The organism is Candidatus Erwinia haradaeae (assembly GCF_900698995.1).
Classification (GTDB): Bacteria; Pseudomonadota; Gammaproteobacteria; order Enterobacterales; family Enterobacteriaceae; genus Erwinia_E; species Erwinia_E haradaeae_C.
Genome location: NZ_LR217735.1, coordinates 155,430 through 181,921, shown reverse-complemented (window position 1 = coordinate 181,921; position 26,492 = coordinate 155,430). Strand labels below are relative to the sequence as shown.

Genomic DNA, 26,492 nt, shown 5'->3' with positions numbered 1-26,492 from the left:
CTTATGAAAATTTATGAAAATTTAACTAAAAAATAATTTTTTGGCATAAACTTACAATAATTTAAACCTGAATTACATAGTTAAACGACATGAATATATTAGTATCAATACACAATAAATCCTTAAATGGCTAACATAATAACACTTACTGTTTTCATAATAAGTTATTATTTTCTTCATATTAAATAAACTTTATAATAATATTCAAGTATTGTAAACATTCAAAACATTAAAAAAATAGAACGTCTAATTAATTTTAAATTACATCGCGCGAACCTAACATAGAAACATTTTGATAATATTTATACGAGAATAATAAGAATTCTTCATATAAGAAAAGATATTACATAAGTATTTATCAGTCCATTTTGATAATTTCAAGACCAATAAAAAACTAATCACTAAACACTATTTTTGACATAGATAACATCTAAGATTTATATTATTTTCTATTTTTTACTTATATATAATCATCTAAAAATATAACAATTTCTTAATGATCAGCATAAAACAAAAATTATCTTTATCAAATGAGAGAACGCTTCTATAAATAAGAGCACACTATTAAAAATAAAAATCTGCATTTCGAAAATGCATATAATGATCTAGTAGTAAATATCTTAACCAGATATTCGATTATTTTTAACAGAAAATTTTCTATAATTTATTTAAAGATTCTTTTCACTTATCTCTGGCATAAGCTCTAAATACTTTAAAATAGTAGATTATAAAAAGATATACTTTATTTTTGTGAATGTTTTTCAAAAAATATAATTACTTATAGGAAAATTAATAACAATAACAACCTAAGCAGTACTATAAAAGCGACAAAAAATTATAAAGTAAGATTTACAATGCTATCACTGACGTAATCGGCCAACCGCCAAGACGCTTCCAGCGATTTACAAGCTCACAAAATAAATTTGCAGTCTGCATCGTATCATATAACGCTGAATGTGCTTGTGCATTATCAAATGGTATACCAGCTATATTACACGCTTTTGCTAGAACAGTTTGACCAAGAACTAACCCGCTTAAAGCTGCAGTATCAAAGGTCACAAAAGGATGAAAAGGATTTCGTTTTAAACTAGCGCGTTGGATTGCAGCATTTATAAAATTTAAATCAAATATAGCATTATGAGCTACAACCACGGCTCGATTGCAGCCACTCTTTGCCATTCCTTTTCGAACAAGTTTAAAAATAGCATGCAATGCCTCTGATTCAGGAACTGCACCACGCAGAGGATTTTCTGGATCAATACCATTAAATACTAACGCTTCAGGATGAATCGTTAACCCTGGAAATGGTTTAACATGAAAATGCAATATATCATCCTTTCCAAGCCAGCCATAATGATCCATTTTGAGTGTAATCACGGCGATTTCTAATAAAGCGTTAGTCCTGGGATCAAAACCTGCAGTCTCTACATCAATAACTACTGGATAAAAACCACGGAAACGACTACTTAACATAGCATGTGGCGCATTTAAATCATGCATTGGTTATCTCATTTACAAAAAATCAGTGAGAATTATAGAAGCTTTACTATTTTATATCGTTATATTTTATATAGCTCAAAGTACCTTGTCTAATATAAATTCAATAATACAAATTACATCTAACATCTAATTTTAGTTTATTACGCAAACCCTGTGAGTTTATTGTGATAATATAAAAACAAGTGATGCGCTGTAATTATAATAATAATATTAAATCTAAAGCTTACATTAAGATATTTTTAACTAAAGATAGCAGCAAAAATCACTATTTTTTTAAATATAAGATATAATCTTATTATACACTTAGCAAATCAAGTGCTATTTTACTGTGATTTATGATACCAATATTATAGATCATATGCCTCTATGTGTCGTATCCTAATAAATAGATTAAACGATCTTCAAAAATCTTGACATACTATTTGATGATACCTATGATACATCTAAATAAGTCTATACATATATTTATATTAACAAAGTTTTTCAGTACATTTAGTTTTTATTAGATTCAATTAAAGACTAAACCTATAATTTAATATTATACGCCAGATTTTACTTAGAGCTGATAATAAAGATACATTAATTAAAAATAAAATGTAAATACTTTTATAATCTATGATTACTAAAAATTTTATCCTGTAGATTCTAGTAAACTTGTCTAGAAATTACAGTAACATAAGTATGTGTTCTAATTAATTTTTATTCGTAGCTTAAACTACATTTAACCCAATATAGCTAACATTAAATATATTTTTTAATAGAATACCCTCCATACTATAAATGTATGTAATAAATATTAGTTTTATTTATATCAAATCTGTTTAGTCTTTTTAGACTATGATAGTATATAGTTTTATAAGATTTATATATCTAGAATATTAATTCTAGATATATAAATCTTATTTAATAAAATATTAGTAATTATTTATTTATCTCTATATTACGCAGATAAAGTTAAAAAATTATTACTAATATAACAATACTAATAATAATAACACAAGATTTAATAAATTATTATTATAATATCATTCGATTTCATTCGAATAAAATTTAAAAATTACATAAAAAGCAATTTATTATCAAACTTAAAATATTAAAACTTATGTCTATTCAAGTTAAAGTTAAATAAATATTAAATATTTATATTCAATACAATTGATTAACATAGTTGATAATATCAATTATTTATATAATATATTCATAATAATGAATAAACAACTGGAATTAATAAAGATTATAAGATTTTTGTGCATGATATACCTTATACAAATATCGTCGTGATTCAGCTGTAGGATGTTTGTTGATAAGTATGTGATACACTTCAGATGGAGGAAGTGCATTTATAATATAAATCGCACGATTTTTGTTGCTAGAAAAAACTCGAAGAACACTCCCAGAACCACTGTGATATGCAGTGATTACTGCATACAATCTCGAGATAGGATTTTTAATAGCAGACAGATAATTTTTCTGTAATAAAGATAGATAAGCCGCTCCAGTATCGATGTTATTTTCTGGATCTAATAGATATCTCCGACTTGGTTGACCAGTTTTTCCGTGCATTCGAAAAACATCTAACCCTGCTGTATTCTGCACAATTTGCATTAAACCTAATGCATTCGAATGACTAACAGCATATGGATTAAAACTAGATTCAATATTAATAATAGCTAAAATTAGGGATTTAGACACACCATAACGTTGTGCCATTTTTTGCACCATAGGTAAATATTTATGTGCTCGTTGATCGATATGATTGGATACCATAGGAATGGTCACCGACCAAATCACATGCAAATTAGAATATCGATGCTCTCGTTTAGTTTGTATCAAATAATCAGCATACATCGTTGCTATTTTTTGGTTATTGATTGGTTTTCCGGTATTATCTAAAACTTGCCCATAAAGAAGTGGCTCTTGATGCTCTTTCGATGTCTTTCCTATGAAAGAAAGATTGACATCACAAGAATCTTTACTCATGAGGAGAAGATTAACAATAGCTCTCCGCAAACAAGAGATAGGGTTACGATGTACAATAGTTGATAAAGTAATTCTACCGGCCTCAAAGTTAATATAACTTCGAGTGTGGTTTTGATCACTATACTTTATATAATCCTTCGGCCCAGGAATAACTACCTCACTTCTTCCCCAAAGGATTTCAATATTATTGGAAAATTGTTCCATTAAAATATCGAAACCATTAGTATCCTTAATTAACCCCCTATATAAATCCTGATCTGTTTTCTGTGAGCAAGATATCAATAATATTGATAATGAAAAAACACCAATATAAAAAAAATTTTTTTTAAAATACAAGGATCTATCCATATATAAAACATTTTTCGTATGAAACGCCTACGATTCTTCTGTTCGAGAACCATACTCTGCAGCGATATTAATCTTGCGTGTTTTGAATAAAAATGCAATCATTTCTTTTTCGATGACTTGTCGGTGTTTTATGTCGAGCATGCTCAATTTTCTTTCATTAATAATTATGGTTTGTCTATCCATCCATTGCCTCCATGCTTCTACAGATATCTCATTAAAAATGCGCCAACCTATATTACCAGGATACAACTGATAATCCTGACCTAAGGCGTTACGCTGCAAAAATGTACAAAAAATCATGCGACTCATAATTGATCCTTACTTATAATCTTCTTGCTATTGTATAGATTCTGTATCAAACGTAATTTATTTAGTAAACAAATCACCAATGAGGGAAGACCCACACAAGGAGGCTTATATAAGTTATACCAGCAACCTTTTCCATAATTTACTGGCGTATAAGAAGAAGGCAATTTAATCCATATAGGTATGGCGTCAAGATAAAAATGACTAAAAATATGTCGAGTCGTATCCATCTGGTGCATTGGATATATATCTAGCTTCTTATAATTAATGGCTAGATTAAGTGTAGCTATAGATTTATACTGAGGAAATGAAAATAACCCACCCCATAAACCATGTATTGGCCTCTTATCTAACCATATCTCCTCCCCGTGTTGTATAAGTAATAACCAATTAGTACGTTTAGTCATTGTCTTCCTAAGTTCCTTACCAGGAAAAGATTCCGAACCATTATATTTTTTAGCGTAGCAATCAGCATGTAAGGGACACATTGCACACTTTGGATTAGATGGAGTGCAAATAACCGCCCCAAGATCCATCATACCCTGATTAAATTGTCCAAAATTTTGTACTGGAGTTACTATTTCACTTATGCGCCACAAATATTTATTTAATTTTGCTTTTAAAGAGCCACGAGATATACCATAATAACGACAGAGAACTCTCTTAACGTTTCCATCTAAAATGCAAGCGCGCTGTCCTAATGCTAGGGAAAGAATAGCGCCAGCAGTAGAACGCCCAATACCAGGTAAAGCCATTATCTCTACAATAGTAGTTGGAAAAATACCAGCGTACTGTTCAGCTATTATTGTAGCTGTTTTATATAAATTACGCGCACGTGCATAATAGCCAAGACCAGACCAAAAGTATAAAACCTCATCTAATGACCCATTTGCTAAATCGTTTATAGTAGGAAAGCGAACTCTAAAGCGTTTAAAATAAGGTATAACCGCAGTTACTGAAGTCTGCTGTAACATAACCTCAGACAACCAAACTGTATAAGGCGTTGTATCTATCTGCCATGGCAAGTTATGACGACCGTGGTCATAGTACCAATTTAGAACTCGTTGTGCAAAAAACGATGCCTGCATCATTATATCTATCTCTATCGCATTTTATATTAAGCAACAACACTAAATAAAGATATAAATATATCGCTATTGAATGTACCAAGATTAATTAAGATCTACACTTAGTAATGATAAATATTAAAATCTTATGCTTTACGTCATACACTCAATCTTATTTAATTAGATAATCTCTCCAGTAGACTTAACTATAGGCACATAACTTTAACCATATTTAATATTTTTACATACAGTAAAAACGAATTTAAGGTAAAATTAAAAATAATTTTATAAAACTTTCAATAATTTTATTCTTAATATTTTTATTTTCACGATAATCACTTAACCATGAAAAGCCTTATATCAAGATCGCGCCCTCATAAAATTTACGTGTATTCTCTCTCCTAATTAGTTAGTTATCAATTATTATAAAAAATATCTTTCTTCAGTACTCAACATTGTCAAGTTTATTAAAACTTATCCAAACAATACATTGCTTACTAATAACTTATAACGATTTATAAAAATAACATATATTATAAAGCTTGTTTTTATCTTTTTTTTGAAAACACTCAAGCGGTGATAAAGGTCAGTCAAGCAATGACAATCATCAAGATTTTCTATAGCTATTCTATACTTTTACTAAAGAAAAATAAGCACCTAGTTTATATACTTTTCTTGGATTATTAAGTATAAATATCTCGATTGTTCTTAAAAATAAGAACATTTCTGATCACATATCATATATTACTATATACATTTTGTAAAAATCATTAATTTTCTACTCCTGCTTATATCTATCTATAATGTCTCTATTAATAACATATAAAAATCAACTAATAAATAACATTACCATGACATCACCCATCCAAAACCATAAGGTCAATAATCTTTGGATTAAAAATAAATAAATATATCAATTTACAACAAAATATAGTAATTTTCTTAGATCATGTTACTTATAATTATAAAGGCCTCAGCATGCCTAACAAATTAGTTCTAGTTCTTAATTGCGGGAGTTCTTCCTTAAAATTTTCTATTATTGACCCTAAAAATGGCGATAAGCACTTATATGGTTTAGCTGAATGCTTATACCTGTCGGATACATGCATTCACTGGACATTAAATAATGTTACAAAAACACAACATCTAGGAAACAAAAAAGAACATAAGGAAGTCTTGCACTTTCTAATAAATACTATTTTAAAATCACAGTCTCAACTCGTAGAGCGAATTTATACTATTGGCCACCGTGTTGTACACGGTGGCCCAAAATTTACACGTTCCGTAATTATTGATGAACAATTTCTTCGAGAACTTCAGCAATTATCATCGTTTGCGCCACTACATAACCCAGCAAACATACTTGGTATTACTGAAATGCTAAAAAACTTCCCAAACTTATCTCATAAAAATGTTGCTGTATTTGATACTGCATTCCATCAAACAATGCCAGAATCATCTTATCTCTATGCATTACCTTATAAGTTATACGAAAAATATGGTATACGTCGTTATGGGGCGCATGGCACTAGTCATGATTATGTAATGCAAGAAGCGGCTAAATTTTTAAAAAAATCAGTGAAAGAACTGCATATTATTACGTGTCATCTAGGTAATGGTAGCTCCATTGCGGCTATTCTTAAAGGTCAATGTGTAGATACTTCCATGGGGCTCACTCCACTTGAAGGTCTAGTTATGGGGAGTCGTAGTGGTGATATTGATCCTGCTATCATATTTTTTTTACATAAAAAGCTAGGCATGAGCATAGATGCCATTAATCACATGCTAACCCACCAATCTGGCTTGTTAGGTCTTACCGAAGTTACTAATGATTGCCGTTATCTAGAGGATAACTATTCATCTAAAACCAATGCAAAACGTGCTATGGATGTTTACTGTCATAGACTTGCAAAATATATTGCATCTTATACCGCAGTGATGGATGGACGATTAGATGCGATTATTTTTACTGGCGGTATCGGAGAAAATTCTTATCTGGTTCGTGAATTAACACTAAATAAATTACATCTATTAGGTGTTAGGGTAGACCGTGATCGTAATTTAGTCACTCGTTTCGGTCGATCTGGGTTTATTAATAAAAATGATAGTCTTTTAGTTCTTGTTTTACCAACCAAAGAAGAATTAATGATTGCTAGAGATGCAATATTGTTAACAACATGATTTTACTATTAAGATTAAAAGTTAAATATATTTATACTATTAAAATAGTATAAATAATACATTATATTATATAATAAACATTATAAGCAAATAGTGAAATATTCACTCATTATATCCAGTATAATATATTATTATCACACGATAAAAGAACCACAAACTTAAATATCTCATTTACAAAATACAGAAATAATGGTCATTTTTAGTTACAGCCTATTTGTAAAGCAATCAACCAAAAGAATGCTCTCTATCACAAATAATATAACAATATAAATTACTATATATATCGATACGTTATCCAGAGAACTAAAGGGGGAAACTATTATGGCACGTACTATTATGTTTATTCCTATAGATACATGCATGGATTTTAGTAATATTCTTAGGGGTGTTTTGTTGGCTGTAAAACATTCCAAAATACGTAGCGGTCTTTTTACACCCATTGCTCAAACATGTGATCATAAGAATCCAACTACTACTAAGATTGATATCAATACTAATCTAGTCAGCATTGATCTAGTAGATTCTGCTATATCTGCACACCATGCTCTTAAGCGCATTCTGTCAAGTCAAGTTGATATTTTGATGGAAGAAATCTTTATCAACTATAAAAAAAATATAAATAAATATGATGTTATTTTAGTACAAGGTCTAACGCCATCACAAAAAAACCCATATATTTTCATGTTAAACACTAAAATTGCTCAAATATTAAATGCTGAAATTATCTTTGTTGGCACGGCAAATAATAATTCTTTTTCGCAACTAACAGAACGCCTAACGCTAATATCAAATAGCTTTAATAGTAATAAAAATAAAAATATTATAGGCATTATTTTAAATAGTATTGATAATAATCAAATAAGTATTAACGATCCATCTTCTACAAAATTAACGACAATTAATAATGTTCACGAACCCTTTCTGTTTAATCTCGACACCCAAAATCTTATCGATGAAACATTACTTCCACTGCTAGGATATATACCATGGAGCTTGGAAATCATCGCTCCCCCTTCTATTGATCTCTTTCGTTATTTACATGCCTCGCCAATTCATCAAGGTAAGATTAGGCGCGTCACATCAGTAGTTTTTTGTATAAATCCTTTAGAGGATATGCTTGAGATATTTCAACCAGGCGCATTACTAATAATCCCCTCTCATCGATTGGATATGCTATTAGCAACCTGCCTGGCCGCATTAAATAATATATACATCGCAGGCGTCCTATTAACCGACAGTTATTCTATGAATACAGCTATGTTGAAATTATGTGAAATAGCATTTCAAACTGAACTAGCAATATTCCAGGTTGCCATGAACGTTCAGCAAATAGTCTCGAGTCTAGACAAATTTATACTAGAGGTATCCAGTAATGATATTAAGAATATTGAGCGCATACAGACATATATAGCTAGTCATATTTCTACGAAATGGATTAGCTCTTTGCATCAGTCTATTTTAAATAAACCTATCATAAATAAATATCAATTATCTGCAGCAGAATTCAGGTATCAGCTCATTCAACTATCTCGCAAATTTAAGAAACGTATTCTGCTTCCAGAAGGGGAAGAACCTCGCATTATTCAAGCCGCTACTATGTTTGTTGAGAGAAATATTTCGGACTGTGTACTATTAGGTAATCCAAAAAATATTAAATGCATAGCATCTCAGTTAGGCATTGAACTCAGTGCACGAATTCAAATCATAAATCCAGAAACAATACGTGAACAATATGTAGAACGTCTTGTAGAACTACGCCAAATACAAGGCATGACTACACAATTTGCGAATCATCAGCTAAAAGATAATGTCGTACTTGGAACCATGATGCTTGAGCGGAATGAAGTAGATGGTTTAGTATCAGGGTCAATAAATACTACCGCTAATACTATTCGACCTGCATTACAACTGATAAAAAAAGCACCGAATAATCTACTGGTATCTTCTGTATTTTTTATGCTTTTACCTAAACAAGTATTAGTGTATGGTGATTGTGCTATTAACCGAAATCCTAATCCAGAAGAGCTTGCCGAAATTGCTATACAATCTGCACATTCAGCAATGGCATTTGGAATTGAGCCACGTATAGCTATGATTTCTTATTCCACTGGTAACTCAGGATCCGGAAATAGCGTAGAAAAAGTAATGGAGGCTACGCATATTGTTAAAAGAAAACGACCAGATCTATTGATAGATGGCCCTCTGCAATATGATGCCGCTATTATTCCTAATGTAGCACAATCTAAAGCCCCTAACTCAGTAGTTGCCGGTCAAGCAACTGTATTTATTTTTCCAGATCTCAATACTGGTAACACTACCTACAAAGCAGTACAACACGCAACAAATATTAATGCTATTGGGCCCATGTTACAAGGTTTAAGTAAACCAGTAAACGATCTATCACGTAGTGCTTTAGTGGAGGATATTTTGTATACTATTGCCCTTACAGTAGTGCAAGCATCAAAATCCTATTAATGTTATGAATTAAAGGCATCTTCAGAACAGATTCAGCTTTAAGTCAAGCATGATAAATATCTCAATTTTATTAAATTTGCTATTCAGGGCACAATAACCTATTAAAGAAGAAATATATATGATATTAATCATATTAAATCAAAGCTTAATATACACAAAATATAAAAGATCAGAGTAACCTGACTCTTTTAATTCGATGTAATGAAATCGTTATTTTTGTTAAAATAACATATTAAATCTTTTTTCATAATACTATTATGAAAGTCGTTATTTTAGCTTTTTGTTGAAAAATTGCAACATAAAAACATACACTTCTTTGATAACAGATTTTTCTATAAAAAGTTCTTATCACTTTTTAAAAATTAAACAATTTATTAATCAAAATTGCTTATATTATATACACACTAGGTGCTCTTATAAGATAATAATTATATATTTGTACTATATGAGTATCTCTATCAAAGATAAAAAATAAAACCTTATCTTTTAATTATTAGTTATTACTAAATATATTAGTTATTACTAAATATCTCTATAAACTAACATAGGCCCTAATAAACAGCCTCCAATCAAATGTAAGTGAAGATGATATACCTCTTGTCTACCGTTTTTATTACAGTTAATAATTACACGATACCCATCTTCTGCAATCCCTTCATCTTTAGCAATTTTGGAAGCTAAAATAATCATTCTCCCCAATATAGCTTCATGGTCTTCAACTACATCATTAAGTGTTGGAATTAAAAAATTTGGTACGATTAAAATGTGTATTGGAGCGCAAGGAGAGGCGTCACGAAATGCTGTGACCAGCTCATCCTGATACACAATATCTGCTATTATTTCATGTTTTATAATTTTACTAAAAATAGTATCTGCAATGACCATTATAAACATTCCATTTTTAATTAAATCTAAAAAATCAAAAAACATTAGAAAATAGTAAAAATTTTCTCAAAATATAATATAATAACAATATTAAAGTGGAGTTTCCTCTAACTAACATATTAATAAAAAATCTAAAAAACATCTTAGAAAAAAGGAAAAATACTAAAAAGATATACATAAATAAAAAAAACAACAAAATAATATTGATTAAAATATAAGGGAATACATCAAGACAAGCTATAATGAAAAGACAATAAATTCTAAGACAAGTGATCATCAGATCGATCTGTTTAATATTTAAAGAAATATGTTTGCTCAACAATACATATTTATATAAATAATTTTTATTATAGATAATATTATTCAAAGATAAATTATTTAAATATATACTAACCAAGCATTCTATTTTAAAACTAAAAGTGTATCATCAGCGTAATAAATATCATTAATGATAATGGAAATAAATTACCAATACATTCATAACTTTATAGATTATTAATAACACTTCAACTATGTTTTTGCATAAAATCTTCTGCTAGAAGACAAAATTTCATCCTTTGCAGATGCAACATTTTTCCACCCATTTACTTTAACCCATTTTTCTCCTTCTAAGGCCTTATATTGCTCAAAGAAATGTTGAATTTGATTACGTAATAGTTCTGATACATCAAAAACATCCTGAATATGCCCATACTCTTTGCTTAACTGCTGCACTGGAACTGCAATTATCTTAGAGTCTTGGCCTGATTCGTCAGTCATTTGAAGCATACCAACAGGACGACAACGGATAACTGAACCTGTATGAAGCGGATAAGGTGTTGGCACTAATACATCTACTGGATCTCCATCTTCAGATAAAGTGTGATTTATATAACCATAATTGCATGGATAAAACATGGTAGTTGCTATAAACCTATCTACAAATAAAACCCCAGTTGATTTATCAACTTCATATTTTATAGGATACGAATAAGCTGGAATCTCCGTAATGACATAAATGTCATCAGGTAAATTATAACCGTCTGGCACATTTATTACACTCATGACTGTTCCTTAATGTTATGAAGAAAAGCAATAAATTATTAAATACGATGATTAGATAAATAGCATGTATAAAAACTATACAACAATCAATAATATTATCACAAGCAATAGTATTTTTAATCAATTATTAGAAACCTAGCCCCCCTTAGATCTGTATGCCTGATATAACAAGTAGCCTTTTAGATAAGAAAAATCATCTCCTGCTTCTCACCTCACGGGTTGCAAAACTGATTTATTTTATGCTATAATTAATTTGTTCAGAGATTTTAAATAGATTTTCTTTTCTATGAATAGAAAAATATAATTTTTTGAATATATCAATATGAAAATCAATATTAAAATCCAATATATACAAATGTATTGTAAAGATTATTTTAAGGATATAATAATACTGAATTAAATCTTAAGTATACAACTAAGAATAAAATAGAAAAAACCTATAACTTTTAATAATGTAATCAATTGCATTACTTTAATCGTTACGGATACGCTATATATTAGGAAGATAAATAAGTAGATAAAAACCACAAAATAGTCTAATAAACATAACTAATAACTATAGTAACTATTATTTTAGTATATTTTTATTTAAATTTTATCAAACAATGAAAAGCTAATTAATCTTTTACATTGCTCATTATATAGATCACTACACAACTGTTAATACTGATCAAAAATTTATTCATGTGTATTAGTCTAAATAACAACTAATCATGATAACAGTAATTAATAACAGATTTTTACTTCATTTTTTTTGAGCTAAACGTTAGAATTAGTATTGCGTATATATTGTTTATTGGTATTACTTGATTACGTACTATTTGAGTTTATCATAAAATATAAGTTTTTTTTGGTAATCATTAAAATAGAAGTAACAATCACTGCTATAATATATTTGACAAAATATACTGGAGATATAAAATGAGCTATACATTACCGCATCTACCTTATGCATATAATGCGCTAGAACCTTATTTTGATCAAAACACGATGATCATCCATCACACTAAACATCATCAAACTTATATTAATAATGCAAATTCCGCTTTATTAGATACTGAGTTGTCAGATATTCCAGTTGAAGATCTAATTTCTACATTAGATCAAGTACCTGATAATAAAAGACATATATTACGAAACAATGCCGGAGGACATGCTAATCATAGCTTTTTTTGGAAAATCTTAAAACCTAATACATATTTAAAAGGAAACCTAAAACAAGCTATCGAAAACGATTTCGGAAACATTGATTATTTTAAAGAGACCTTTGAAAAATCTGCAGCTTCTTGTTTTGGATCTGGCTGGGTGTGGTTAGTAAACCAAAACGATAAACTATCCATTGTATCTACTGCTAATCAAGATAACCCCCTTATGGGAGAATTAATCTCTGGCGTATCTGGAACTCCAATCCTTGGATTAGATGTATGGGAACACGCTTATTATCTACAGTATCAAAACAAACGAATAAATTATGTTAAGGCTTTCTGGAATATAGTTAACTGGGATCAGGCGTCTATAAATTTTTTACAATCTATATAATATGTAAAACCATGCTTCAATATTAAATATTTATGATTTATTAATTAATTAGATAATTTATTAGTAATTATATTACTTAAAAAAACAAACTCATAATTGCAAAAAATAAACTATCAACTTTAATGATATGAAAATAATATTTTCTCTTAGATTATCTTTTAACAATTTGTTTGTATATAACCATACAATAAAATTGATCATCTTATTTGATAAATAAAAAAACAGAATTTATTTTAATATAAAAGGATATCAATAAAATTTAAGAAAATTTCTTTTTTATAAAGAGCGACAATGTATCTAAAATAATAAGGAATGTAATGATATTTATTAAGTTCTTGGTCAGAAATTATATATTACTTACTTTACTGAGCGGGTGTTCATGGTTTAGTGGTGTAGATAATTCTACAGAAATATCAAAACTCCCAAACATGCAAAACCAATTTAATCCAGATACAGTCTGGAGCACTAGTATTAGTAATAATATTAATCACTTTTACTCTAGTTTACGTCCAGGATACTCTGATAATATCTTTTATGCTGCTGATCGTGATGGTATAGTAAAAGCTATGTATGCCATTAATGGCAAAGAAAAGTGGAAAATCGATCTTGCAGATAATGCGCGCTTCTTCTCTAAAAAACGGCCAGCATTGCTGGCCGGTGGGGTGACACTTAACGGCAATTATATCTATATTGGAACCGAGCGTGCTATAGTATTTGCTCTAAATCGTAACGATGGATCAATTGCCTGGAAGACCCCTGTTATGGGTGAAGTACTATCTGCTCCGGTAGTAAGTGATAATCTTGTGCTAATACACACTAGCAACGGCATGCTTCAAGCTCTAGATCAATTTAATGGTATAGTACAATGGTCGGTTCACCTTGAAGTACCTAAATTTAGTTTACGTGGTCAATCTTCTCCAGTCACTACATGCGGCGCTGCAATTGTAGGGGGGGATGACGGCTCTATAAGCGCAATTCTCCTGAATCAAGGTCAGGTTATCTGGCAGCAGCGTATTGCTTTTCATAGAAAACTGACTGGAATGGAACAATTTTCTGATGTGGATACAACTCCTTTAATCATGAATGGAGTAGTATATGCTTTAGCATATAATGGTGATCTAGCAGCGCTAGATGTAAAATCTGGTCATATATTTTGGCATCGTCATATTGGGTCTGTACATGATATGATAATTGATGTTAATCGTATATTTTTAGTCGATCAAGATGATCGTTTGTTAGCTCTAAACATAGAAGATGGTACGAAAATTTGGCAACAAAACGACCTTCTGTACCGACGTCTCACGCCGCCAATATTATACCATAAATATTTAATTGTAGGTGATAGTAAAGGGTATCTTCACTGGATAAGTCCTATAAATGGCGCTATAATATCTCGACAAAAATTAGACAAAATAGGATTTCAGAGCAGACCTTTAGCTACTAATAACTCTCCGCTCTTAATTATTCAGTCAAAAGGTAGTAAAGTTTATGCGATTAGATATTAATCCAGTTTTCCTATAGAAAAAATCTAGATATGATATATCTGTTTATTCTTAATATTACCTTAAAGCATCGTTTAAGTTATTTTTTAAAATAATTCCCTTTAAGATTATAGTCTCTGATTATATTTTTTATATGCTATCTTTTTATTCTGGTATATAAAATATATATAGCAACATAATTTATGTCATATAGTTTTTTATAAACTGCATAATCTATTTTTACAGAATTCACAGCTATCTTGTATTACAATAAATTTCTTTAAAACACGCGAAACATCCAAATAACGAAACAAATACTTTTTAAAAACATATCTTTTCTTAAAGCCTATAGCTTCTTCTATAAAAAAAGTGTATATGTTCATATGTAATACCTTATTCTAATAACCGCCTAAATTCAAGCCAGAAACACATCACTACAAAACTTATTAAACAATAATTAATCTCAAAAAATCACTCTTAATTCCTCTATCAAGTGTGGAGCTTATTCTTGAGAAAAAATCGCATCTATAAACGAACTTACTTGAAAAACACGTAAATCTTCTAACTTTTCACCAGAAGCAATATATCTAATCGGGATATTAAATTTATCAGCTATAGAAAATATTACACCACCTTTTGCTGTAGTGTCTAACTTAGTTAAAACAATTCCATTTAAACCAATAGCTTCATGAAAAAACTTAACCTGACTAATAGCATTTTGCCCAGTACTAGCATCAATGGTTAATAAAACCTCATGAGGAGCGCTACAATCTAATTTTTTCATAACTCGGATGATTTTTTTTATTTCAGCCATGAGATGTTCTTTATTTTGCAGCCTGCCGGCAGTATCTGCTATCAGGACATCTACATGACGTGACTTTGCAGATTGGATCGCATCAAAAATTACCGCAGCAGGATCTGAGCCAATTGATTGTGATATTACCGGAATATTATTACGCACCCCCCAAGCTTCTAGTTGCTCAATAGCTCCAGCACGAAAGGTGTCTCCTGCAGCTAAAATCACTGATTTACCTTTATCTCGAAACTGTCGCGCTAGCTTTCCAATAGTAGTAGTTTTTCCCACACCATTAACACCAATCATCAAAATAATAAATGGCGGCCTGCCTGAAATATTCAGAGGTATCTCAACTTTATATAAAATCTCAGATAAATTAGCTTTTAATTGACTATACAGCGATTCTGTATCATGGATCTTCTTATTATCTAGTTTAGTTTTCAAAAGACTAATGACACGATTAGTAGTATCTACACCAAAATCAGCCATTAATAGCTGATCCTCTAACACTTTCAGTAAATTACTGTCAATGGATTTGCCCTGTAATAAATTCATTAGCCCATCAACCAAGTAACTACGCGTCTGTTTTAAACTAAACTTTAAGCGATTATAAAATTTAATCTTTGTCAAACGTTTGTTTTTGTAAGTATGTTCATGATCTAACATAATTATTATTTCACCTATTATGCATTGTTACAAGAGTCATGTAATAACTGCTCCAGAATACTAATAATCCATTGTAATGTAAAAAAATTACACCTAGTATATACTCTTTTGTTGCATCTAGATGAAAAGACTTATTAGAAAACTATTCGACCAAAAGCATTATTATAAGATTTGTCTTAAATTGGTTTTGTTAAAAATTAATCTCAGCCTTATCTTTTGCTAATGTAAATGCAAGAGTGTTTATTTAATTTATTTTTATTTTTTAACAAACTTAATTGCAAACCCTATATCTTCTAGTATTCTAAAATGTTGACTATATATAATAATTATAACACCTCACTCTTCAAATGCATAAAATGTCTCTATCTTGTGCATAGTCTATCTCTTGCATACTCTCCAGCAAACTATAAATAACATCCACATTGATTATTTTTAAACATATAGAATACTTTCCCAGTATACATCAGATAAGCTATTAAACATGACGAGCAAAAGATATCTTACCTCCACAACGGCTTGCATGCTAAGAGCGCATGCAATGTAATGTGATTACATCACACACATCCATAATAACTCTGATGAAACTGCATGTATTTGCTATATTCTTTATATCTGACAATTGATAAACAAGAGAAAAATATTAGAGATATAAAACCTATAACGCCTGCCATATAAAATATACAAGAAGAGCATAGCGTTATATACAAAGAGAATTACATCACTTTGATAACTAAAATATATTTTAGTTATCAAAGTGATGTAATTCTTATTACTATATATTTTTTATAGACCAATCAACATCTAACTAATACATTTTTATAAATCTTGCTCCTAACTTATAAGAAAAATTAACACAACACCTAATATATAAATATCTATTAAAAATACAGAGATATTTAATTTTTAATACATCATATAAAATATATTATATACTGGATAATTTTATATATATTTTTTGTTATTTTATTAATTCAAAAAAATAAGTATGAAATAAATATAAAATGATAAAAAAGAAAAATAAAAACAGTAATATCCGAAAAAATCAACTCATGTAAAAGGCATGCATTTTTTTTCAGATATCATAAAACGCTAAAAGATAAAATCTGAACCGAGTCAATATTTTATTACTGTATAAAAATAATATATTCCAATCATTTATAATCACTTATCTCTGTAGAAATAAAAAAATATCATTTATCAATGATAATATGAAATTGTTATCTATAATAGTATCTATTAGAGATAGAAAAATCTTTTTTCTTCCGTTTCTCTTAATTAATATTAATATATTTAATATAAAGATTAATGCTTTATTCTTAACTTTTCCTCTCTCTAGCCCTTATAGTATATATCACCTAAATCAGAGCCAAAATAAAGACTTAAAAAATTCATTTGTTTTATATATATGACATAAGATTAGCTAATAGCTATCTTCAAAGCAATTTGTTATTAATCATTATGCAAGATTCAATAACTATTACTAGCTATCGCTCTCTTTTCAATTACCTGGCTTCCAGCATGGCGTACATAGCAAGCAGCCATTTAACCCCTTTCTTTCGAAAATCAACCTGTAAGCGCGTCTGTTCACCGTATCCTGTAATATGCATAATCACCCCTTCACCAAATTTTACATGTCGAACCCTCTGAGCGACTGAAAATCCACTATCATGCATAACACCTTTATTGTTTTTATCTTTATATTCTATCAGTTGTTTTTCTTGAAAATGAAAATGTAATTTTTTGATACATGCATCTGGTATTTCTTTTACAAAACGCGATAAAGGATAAGATACTTCCTTTCCATAAATACGTCGGTTTTTTACATAACTCAACATCAGTCTTTTCATTGCGCGAGTAATACCAACATAAGCAAGACGGCGCTCTTCCTCTAACCTATGGTTTTCTTTTAAAGCAAATTGGCTAGGAAATATACCTTCTTCCATCCCAACAATAAAAACCTGACTAAATTCAAGACCTTTAGATGCATGTATCGTCATTAATTGTACAGAATCTTGACTTTGAATGCCATTTGCTATATTTATATCTAGTGAGGATTGAGCTAAAAAAGACTTAAGAGAAACAAAATCCGTATCCTTACTATGGTGACTATAATACTGCCTGGTAGTATTTATTAATTCTTCTAAATTCTCAATACGTGTTTGATCTTTTTCGTTTTTCTCTTTTGAATACATACACCACAGACCAGAATCCTGAAGAATGCACTCTGTTTGCATATACAATGGCATATTAGTAGTTAATGCTTCCAGAGAGTCAATTAACTGAATAAAACGCTTTAAAGCAGACGCAGCTACATGAACAGATAAGGCTTCATTTTGTAACAATTCCAAGGAGGCCATCCATAATGTTATTTTACGCTGATATGATATTTGACGAAGAGTTTCAAGAGTATGCGGGCCAATTCCTCGACGGGGGGTATTTACGATACGTTCAAAAGCAACGTCATCATTTCGATTAACAATTAAACGCAAATAAGCTATAGAATCCTTTATTTCCTTTCTCTGAAAAAACCGAATACCACTATAAATCTGATATGCAATATTTTTTTGTACCAGCGCCTCTTCCACCTCTCGCGACTGGGAATTATTGCGATATAATATGGCACAATCACATAAAGACTTTCTGTCTTTTTCCCATAATTGAATACAATTAACTACAAAACGCGCTTCATCAAATGCATTTAAAGCGCAGTAAAGAAGAATTGGCTCCCCATCAGAAGCTTTTGTCCAAAGTTCTTTACCTAAACGATCATTATTATTAGATATTAAAGTATTTGCAGCTTTCAGGATATTTAAGGTTGAGCGATAATTTCTCTCCAAGCGTATAGTGGTTGCTGACGGAAAATCTTTAAAGAATTGCTGCATATTTTTTGTTTGTGCACCTCGCCATCCATAAATTGATTGATCATCGTCACCAACAATCACTACTTTACTCTGCTCTCCAGAAAGCGCTCGAATCCAAGAATATTGAAGAGCATTAGTATCTTGAAACTCATCTACTAAAATATTAGTAAACTGTTTATGATAATGACTTAAAATTTCTGATTTACAGTGCCACAATTCACAGACGCGTAATAACAATTCAGTAAAATCTACTAATCCAGAACGATCACAAGTCTCCTGATATACCTTATAAATGCGTAACCATATCTGATCAACCTGACAAAAAGATTTTGTTAGATGACCTGGGCGCAATCCTTTTTCTTTCTTATCATTAATATACCAAACACCTTGACGAGGTTCCATTTTCTTTTGATCAATGTTCATACCCTTCATTAAATGTGTTAATAAACGCAACTGATCATCAGGATCTAAGATCTGAAAATCTCTTGGTAGATTAGCGTGCATATGGTTAGAACATAAAAAACGGTGAGATAAAGCATGAAAAGTACCAATCCACATATCACTCTGATTGATTCCAATTAAGTCTCTTACTCTCTCGCGAAGCTCCTTAGCAGCTTTATTAGTAAATGTCACTGCGATAATTGACTGAGGAGAGAATTTTTCTTTTTCTATCAACCAAGCAATGCGATAAGATAATACACGGGTTTTTCCACTACCAGCTCCAGCTAATACTAAAAAATGTTCACGTGGTGCAGATACAGCTACACGTTGTTGATTATTTAAATGTAATAGTAGGTCAGAAGCATTCACAGGCATCATCAATCGTTCAAGTAGTCTGATCTTCTTGTAAAAGAAAATATTTTATAATATGACGCTACATTAATTCATTCAATGTCAAATGTATACGTTAAAACTTTTCTGTTATTACCTTAAACGTCCAAAAATATATTATAATATGCAGATATAGATAAAATAAATAAAACATCTATTTATGTTTTTAATAACACAAATGACTTTATTGACAAATAACTGATCTAGTGTAGATTAATATTAAGATATAAATATAAATATATATCTGATTAATTATTTAACCTCAGTTATAATTAATCTATAAAATATATATTTATACGTGCTCACCTAATATAAACAATGTGATCTATGATGAATCTTGCAAAGCCTTTTCATGCATAGGTAGTATGCTATGTATTATGCATATCTCTTCATTAAAAATGAAATTTCAATAAAAATCTTTTTCCTATTTTTATCCCTATGAATCTTATAAACAATAGTGAGCAATAAAAATCCAATCATTACGAAGCCAAAATGCTCATAAAAATAATTAATTAATAAAATTTCATGTATCCTAGACTGATATTATAGATAAGCAATCAACTAATCGACATCCAATTCTTTTGAATTATAATAACATAAACACAAAATAATCTAGCAAAATATTCCTAAAAGATAGAAAATATAGAATCTATTCATAGCTATAAAACAAAAAAATAAATACATCTAAAATAAATTATATTAGAAAGTTAATGGATAATATATTTTTAAATTATACTTATACAGAGCATTCGTGCAAATAATTCTATCAAAAAGTTTTTTAAAATAATATTTATTCATGCTCAGCAATAAATTCTTGATTTACTAGATAGTAAAAAAGAAATCTTGTGTATTTTGTTATAGAAATTCATAAAGATTTGGCATTAAACATCGCAAGCTAATACTAAAGCATCTTGATTTAATCATCTAGCAGACTAGCAGTGATTTAACTCAGCATAAATATTTGAATGATACCCACTTAGTCATCATATAATGCTCAGCTACTCATATAGATTACTAAACCAGAGCTATATAAATATAGTCAATCTTTACTTCTAGAAAAGCTCCAGTATGTTCACTATATTAATATATGTGCGCTATATTAATAAAATAACAGTAATGAATAATATTTCATGCATTTTCATTATGTATTTTTGCCTTTTAGACAAAAAAATCATACAAAAATATTTTTAGAGAACCCATATATTTACATTTTTTATACTACTAAATGACAGAATTTTATCATTGAACAAGCAGCCTTTGCATACAAAATGCACTACAGCAATTATTGAACTGATCAGCACATTCTGGGCATTGAATAAAAAGTTTATGGCAATGGGTATTTTTACAGTTTTGATAACTATCATAACTGATACCACACTGATTACAGTGTGCTAATACATCTCGAGAGATATACTCAGACATCCGCTCATCAAATACAAAATTTTTTCCTAAAAAGTACACTGGTAAACCTTGAAGACGTGCCTGACGAACATAATTAATCACGCCACCCTTAATTTGGCACACATTTCTATATCCATGGTGACGCATCCAGGCGCTAGCTTTTTCACAGCGAATCCCTCCTGTACAATATAAGACTATTTGCTGTTTTTTGTATTTTTTCAGCATATCTACGATAATTGATAATTGCTCACGAAAAGTATTCCCCGGAATAGATAATGCTTTATTAAAATGTCCTACTTGATACTCATAGTAGTTTCGAACATCTACAAATACAGCCTCACCATTATCCTGTAATAAATTTACAGTCTTTGCGTTTATATGTAGACCAACATCACTAGAATTAAAACTTGCGTCAGTGATACCATCTGCAACAATACGCTGACGAACTTTTAAGCGTAACACCCAAAAAGATCGTCCATTATCATCTAGCGCTATATTCATATGTATAGAAGACATATGAGGATCAAATGCATACAACATCTTTTTCATCTTCGAATATAAACCACAGGGTACACTGACCTGCGCATTGATGCCTTCTTTAGCTACATAAATACGACCAAAAACCTTTAAATTAGAAAGAATTATATAAAGAGCATCTCGAAACTCATAAGGGTTAGTAATAGTGAAATATTTATAGAAAGAGACAGTTATGCGCTTTTGAGATTCTAATAGCAAACGCCTCTTTAACTCCTTATTAGGAGTGGTATTATATAACAATGACATAATGTATGCACGTCCTGCGTTTACATATTTCAAAATAGTTTTAGGTAGAAATGATTTTTATAAGTCTTTATTTTGTAATTTTGTAAAAAATATACTTTAGATCTCACAGAGCCCCTATGATCTGCTAAACCAATATAAATCTGTCGCATTAATATCTTGATTAACAATTAACCAATATAGAAATAAAAAGATTGTTATACGTATAAAAAAGTATATACATGCGCTGGTTTGCATATACATAATTCTTCAATGTTATTAGTGGACCTTAATCATTAAAAAATCTGAACTAATTATCTAACTATGTCAACTGATTTGCTATATTATTGATAGTATCAATAAAGATTATCCAAGTATAATCAATGCATATTACATATTTTTTATAACGGCTTGACCAAACTTAGAACATGTTAGCAATGTTGCACCAAGCATCATGCGCTCAAAATCATAGGTTACAGTTTTGTCCAAAATGGTCTTTTCCATTGCTTTAATAATAAGATTCGCTGATTCTATCCAACCCATATAGCGTAGCATCATTTCAGCAGAAAGAATCATAGAACCAGGATTAACTTTATCCTGACCAGCATATTTAGGTGCAGTACCGTGAGTAGCCTCAAATAATGCACAGGTTTCGCCAATATTAGCACCTGGCGAAATTCCAATACCACCCACTTGTGCTGCTATTGCATCTGAAATATAATCACCATTAAGATTCATACAAGCAATTACGTCATATTCAGCTGGACGCAACAAAATTTGTTGCAAGAAAGCATCAGCAATAACATCTTTAATTACAATATATTTTTTATTATATGGGTTTTGTATCAGAACTTGTGCGTTATAATCGTTTAAGACCCCACTGAATTCCTCTATAGCTACTTGATAACCCCAATCCTTAAAAGCTCCTTCAGTGAATTTCATAATATTGCCTTTATGCACGAAGGTAACCGAATCACGGTTATTAGTAATCGCATATTGAATCGCGGCACGTACTAAGCGTTTTGTCCCAGCTTCCGAGCAAGGTTTGATGCCGATGCCACATTGCTCTGGAAAACGAATATTTTTGACATTCATTTCCTGACATAAAAATTTTATTACCTGATTTGCTTCTTTAGTGCCAGCTGCCCATTCAATGCCTGCATATATATCTTCAGAATTCTCACGAAAAATCACCACATCAATAGCTTCTGGATGTTTAACAGGACTAGGTGTGCCCATATAATAACGTATTGGGCGCAAACAAATATATAGATCTAATAATTGACGCAAAGCCACATTTAAGGAGCGAATACCACCTCCTACTGGAGTAGTTAATGGACCTTTAATAGCAATATGATATTTTTTTAAAAAAGATAGGGTTTCTTCTGGTAGCCAACAATCCTGACCATATAACTTCACTGCTTTTTCACCAGTATATATCTCCATCCAACTTATTTTACGTTCACCAGCGTACGCTTTTTTCACAGCAGCATCAACAACCTTCTTCATTACAGGAGAAATATCTCTCCCAATTCCATCTCCCTGAATAAATGGGATAATTGGATTTACTGGTACATCAAGTCCCCCTTGATGATACGTAATTTTCTGACCCTCTATTGGAATACATACTGGACTTTTCATTCAACCCCCTAGCAATGCTATTATTAATCATTTAAAAATTGTGATATCTTGTAAAAATACAACCTCCCAAGAAAAATCTAGACATAATATAATATATTTATCAAAGCTTTCATGTAAAATATCTATTTTATCTTGTGTATAAAATAATAATTTTATCCTATTAAATACTAAATGTGTATTTTTGCAAAACATTAAGATTTAATCTTAATAATTTAGCAATGATTGATCTATGCTTCCTGATCAATTGTTTATCATAAATAATATGAATATTACATTTTATACAGTCTATATTACGTTTTTCCTAAAAGATCATTCTTATAGATTATTATCTGATATATATTAATTAACTATAGTATAATATAAAGAATGAACTTATTACTTACATAATTCACATAACTCATATAATTCATAAACTTGATAAAATATTTCATACGCAAACATAAAGTTTATCCAAAATAAAATTACAGAATAAAGGAAAAGTAATTAAAATATGATATGTATCATTAAATAAGTATCTTTTTTAAAATACTACACCACTAAAAACTAAACATTTTTAACTAAATATTGAATGCTAATCCTTAGCCACGAATCAAAAAAACACCGTGATTTTATTATAGTTAGCCCACATAAGGATATACGGTTCATCAAAAGACCACATATCTATCATTTGACTTTTAATTTAAACTATTTCATAATTTAAATTATTTAATTATTTTAAATAAGTGTGCATTGGTAATTGTACAATAAATATCTTTATCTTTAATATTCTTTTCATGTATTTGCATTTATCAGTGTAATATCATATAAAATCTATTCTTAAATACCTATTTATATTTAAGAATACTTAAATAATTTATAGCATCATATAAAACCAATAATAATATATATTATACATCATATAATTAGGATAAATAGGCTAAATTATGTTTGCATTTGTTGAGTTATTTTATTTTATCTTAAAAACTTAAAAACTTAAAAACTTAAAAACTTAAGAACTTAATTATAATATAAAAATATATTCAATAATAAAAATATGTTCAACCAATTCTATGACGAAAATCATTATCCATAACTATTAAACTGCAAATTTTTAAATACTATTCTATTAATACTATTAAATAAATTTTTAATATGTTCTATACTTTACATAATCAATATAACTCAGAGAACTACAAGAATTTAAGTGAACAGTTTATTATTTAAACTATCGATAATTTATGCATAAATTGTTTCTCAATTTTAAAAGAACGTAAATTAAATGGACATATTAAAAAATGTTTGAACTAATTAAAGAATCCTTACCTGACCCTATTCTCAGTTTAAATGCTAAATTCCATACAGATCAACATGTGGATAAAATTAACTTAGGCATTGGAGTATATACAGATCACACCGGAAATACACCTATACTTTCTAGCGTAAAACAAGCAGAGCAATTTCTTTTAGAACAAGAAGTAACCAAAAATTATCTACAAATTGATGGTCTTTCTGATTTTGGATATTATACTCAAGAACTGCTATTTGGACAAAACAGTGCACTAATTAAACAAAAACGCATACGTACTGCACAGACACCTGGTGGTACAAGTGCATTACGTATTATAGCAGACTTTATTTCAAATCAGACTAATATAAAAAACATCTGGATTAGTAATCCTGGTTGGCAAAATTATAAAAATATTTTTTGTGCAGCAGGATTACAAGTCTATATGTATGATTATTATGATTCAATCAACCATACACTAGATTTTAACGCTATGAAAAACAGCTTAAACTCTGTTCGTTCTGGTGATGTAGTAGTTTTTCAGGGTTGTTGCCATAATCCAACGGGAGTGGATCCATCTCACGCACAATGGAAATGTCTTTCTAAAATGTCTCTTGAAAAAGGCTGGCTACCATTATTTGATTATGCTTATCAAGGATTTTCTAAAGGACTAGCGCAAGATTCTATCAATCTAAGTTTTTTTTCTGCAACGCATAAGGAACTTATTGTGTGCAGCTCTTATTCAAAAAATTTTAGTTTATATAATGAACGCGTTGGCTCCTTAAGTATTGTCGCTAGTCAATCGAACATTGTTGATACAGCTTTTAGTCAGATAAAAGCAACTATTCGTTCTAACTATTCTAGCCCGCCATCGCATGGCGCAGCAGTAGTTTTAACTATTTTGAGCAATCCAACTCTACGTCTTCAATGGGAAAATGAACTATCTATTATGAGAGAACGTATTAAACTAATGCGTCAATTATTGGCTGATGCATTAAAAATAAAAATAAAAACAATTAATTTTAGCTTTATCACATCACAGACTGGTATGTTTTCCTTAATCGGATTATCACCTAAGCAGGTCAACCGTTTACGTAACGAATTTGGAGTGTATATACTACAATCAGGTCGAGTAAATATAGCGGGTATTACTCTAAAAAATATCTTTCCATTATGCGCAGCTATTCATCATGTGCTCTAAAACTAACTATAATTATCACCGCTACGTGATAGTATATCTTTAGATGCAGTATACAACTTATTAGTTGATCCAAACGTATATCATTAAAATATATTGATGAATAAAATTATTTTCAATATAAAAAATTATACTATTTTACATTAATGACATGCTAAATACTGCGATCTACTGAAAGCCACTTGCTTAGCTCAATTTTCAATTGCATTCACGGTAAGCCTGTATACATACATAACAAATCAGTATACTAGTAGTAATCTTTTATCATC

The 26,492-nt window shown here is 29.8% G+C and carries 14 protein-coding genes and 1 pseudogene; 5 read left to right on the top strand and 10 right to left on the bottom strand.

The window, feature by feature from the left end:
• Positions 1 to 849: 849 nt before the first annotated feature.
• The 4 genes from rnt to mutY all read right to left on the bottom strand — a co-directional run bounded on the left by rnt (position 850) and on the right by mutY (position 5,222).
• Complete coding sequence (rnt, locus tag ERCISPPA3004_RS00575) at positions 850 to 1,500, bottom strand: ribonuclease T (RefSeq protein WP_157990203.1); 651 nt, start codon at positions 1,498 to 1,500, stop codon at positions 850 to 852.
• A 1,224-nt stretch (positions 1,501 to 2,724) separates the two neighbouring features.
• The gene (gene mltC, locus ERCISPPA3004_RS00570) at positions 2,725 to 3,816 is read right to left on the bottom strand and encodes a membrane-bound lytic murein transglycosylase MltC (protein ID WP_232037590.1); all 1,092 of its coding nucleotides are present in this window, start codon (positions 3,814 to 3,816) and stop codon (positions 2,725 to 2,727) included.
• Between the two features lie 39 nt (positions 3,817 to 3,855).
• Positions 3,856 to 4,137, bottom strand: a complete 282-nt coding sequence (locus tag ERCISPPA3004_RS00565; RefSeq protein WP_157990201.1) for an oxidative damage protection protein — start codon at positions 4,135 to 4,137, stop codon at positions 3,856 to 3,858.
• Entirely contained in the window at positions 4,134 to 5,222 is a 1,089-nt protein-coding gene (mutY, locus tag ERCISPPA3004_RS00560) for an A/G-specific adenine glycosylase (protein WP_157990664.1), read from the bottom strand. Before mutY ends, ERCISPPA3004_RS00565 begins: the two co-directional genes overlap by 4 nt.
• A 957-nt stretch (positions 5,223 to 6,179) precedes the next feature.
• Here mutY and ERCISPPA3004_RS00555 point away from each other — a divergent pair.
• Both ERCISPPA3004_RS00555 and pta read left to right on the top strand, forming a co-directional pair.
• Positions 6,180 to 7,382 (top strand): acetate kinase, encoded by a 1,203-nt coding sequence (locus ERCISPPA3004_RS00555; RefSeq protein WP_157990200.1) that lies wholly within the window; start codon positions 6,180 to 6,182, stop codon positions 7,380 to 7,382.
• A 321-nt stretch (positions 7,383 to 7,703) separates the two neighbouring features.
• Positions 7,704 to 9,857, top strand: coding sequence for a phosphate acetyltransferase (pta, locus tag ERCISPPA3004_RS00550; RefSeq protein ID WP_157990199.1), 2,154 nt, complete (start codon positions 7,704 to 7,706; stop codon positions 9,855 to 9,857).
• Positions 9,858 to 10,379: 522 nt separating this feature from the next.
• On the opposite strand, the gene ERCISPPA3004_RS00545 is transcribed toward pta, so the two are convergent.
• Both ERCISPPA3004_RS00545 and ppa read right to left on the bottom strand, forming a co-directional pair.
• Positions 10,380 to 10,742 (bottom strand): HIT domain-containing protein, encoded by a 363-nt coding sequence (locus ERCISPPA3004_RS00545; protein WP_157990198.1) that lies wholly within the window; start codon positions 10,740 to 10,742, stop codon positions 10,380 to 10,382.
• Between the two features lie 510 nt (positions 10,743 to 11,252).
• Positions 11,253 to 11,786, bottom strand: coding sequence for an inorganic diphosphatase (gene ppa, locus ERCISPPA3004_RS00540; protein WP_157990197.1), 534 nt, complete (start codon positions 11,784 to 11,786; stop codon positions 11,253 to 11,255).
• 921 nt (positions 11,787 to 12,707) lie between these two features.
• On the opposite strand from ppa, the gene ERCISPPA3004_RS00535 reads away from it, so the two are divergent.
• Positions 12,708 to 13,325 (top strand): Fe-Mn family superoxide dismutase, encoded by a 618-nt coding sequence (locus tag ERCISPPA3004_RS00535; RefSeq protein WP_157990196.1) that lies wholly within the window; start codon positions 12,708 to 12,710, stop codon positions 13,323 to 13,325.
• A gap of 317 nt (positions 13,326 to 13,642) precedes the next feature.
• A complete protein-coding gene (gene bamB / locus ERCISPPA3004_RS00530; protein ID WP_157990195.1) occupies positions 13,643 to 14,830 on the top strand; it encodes an outer membrane protein assembly factor BamB in 1,188 nt (395 codons plus the stop codon).
• A 478-nt stretch (positions 14,831 to 15,308) separates the two neighbouring features.
• Here the strand turns inward: bamB and ftsY are convergent.
• From ftsY to icd, 4 genes and pseudogenes are all read right to left on the bottom strand, one after another.
• A pseudogene (gene ftsY, locus ERCISPPA3004_RS00525) lies at positions 15,309 to 16,244 on the bottom strand (signal recognition particle-docking protein FtsY); the annotation flags it as partial.
• A gap of 1,526 nt (positions 16,245 to 17,770) precedes the next feature.
• Positions 17,771 to 19,939, bottom strand: coding sequence for a DNA helicase II (gene uvrD, locus ERCISPPA3004_RS00515; RefSeq protein ID WP_162297994.1), 2,169 nt, complete (start codon positions 19,937 to 19,939; stop codon positions 17,771 to 17,773).
• Between the two features lie 1,260 nt (positions 19,940 to 21,199).
• Positions 21,200 to 22,144, bottom strand: a complete 945-nt coding sequence (trhO, locus tag ERCISPPA3004_RS00510; protein WP_157990193.1) for an oxygen-dependent tRNA uridine(34) hydroxylase TrhO — start codon at positions 22,142 to 22,144, stop codon at positions 21,200 to 21,202.
• A 366-nt stretch (positions 22,145 to 22,510) separates the two neighbouring features.
• Entirely contained in the window at positions 22,511 to 23,761 is a 1,251-nt protein-coding gene (gene icd, locus ERCISPPA3004_RS00505; protein ID WP_157990192.1) for an NADP-dependent isocitrate dehydrogenase, read from the bottom strand.
• A 1,274-nt stretch (positions 23,762 to 25,035) separates the two neighbouring features.
• Between icd and ERCISPPA3004_RS00500 the strand changes: the two genes are divergently transcribed.
• Positions 25,036 to 26,226 carry an amino acid aminotransferase gene (locus tag ERCISPPA3004_RS00500; protein WP_157990191.1) on the top strand — a complete coding sequence of 397 codons (1,191 nt, stop codon included), beginning with the start codon at positions 25,036 to 25,038 and terminating at the stop codon, positions 26,224 to 26,226.
• Positions 26,227 to 26,492 lie beyond the last annotated feature (266 nt).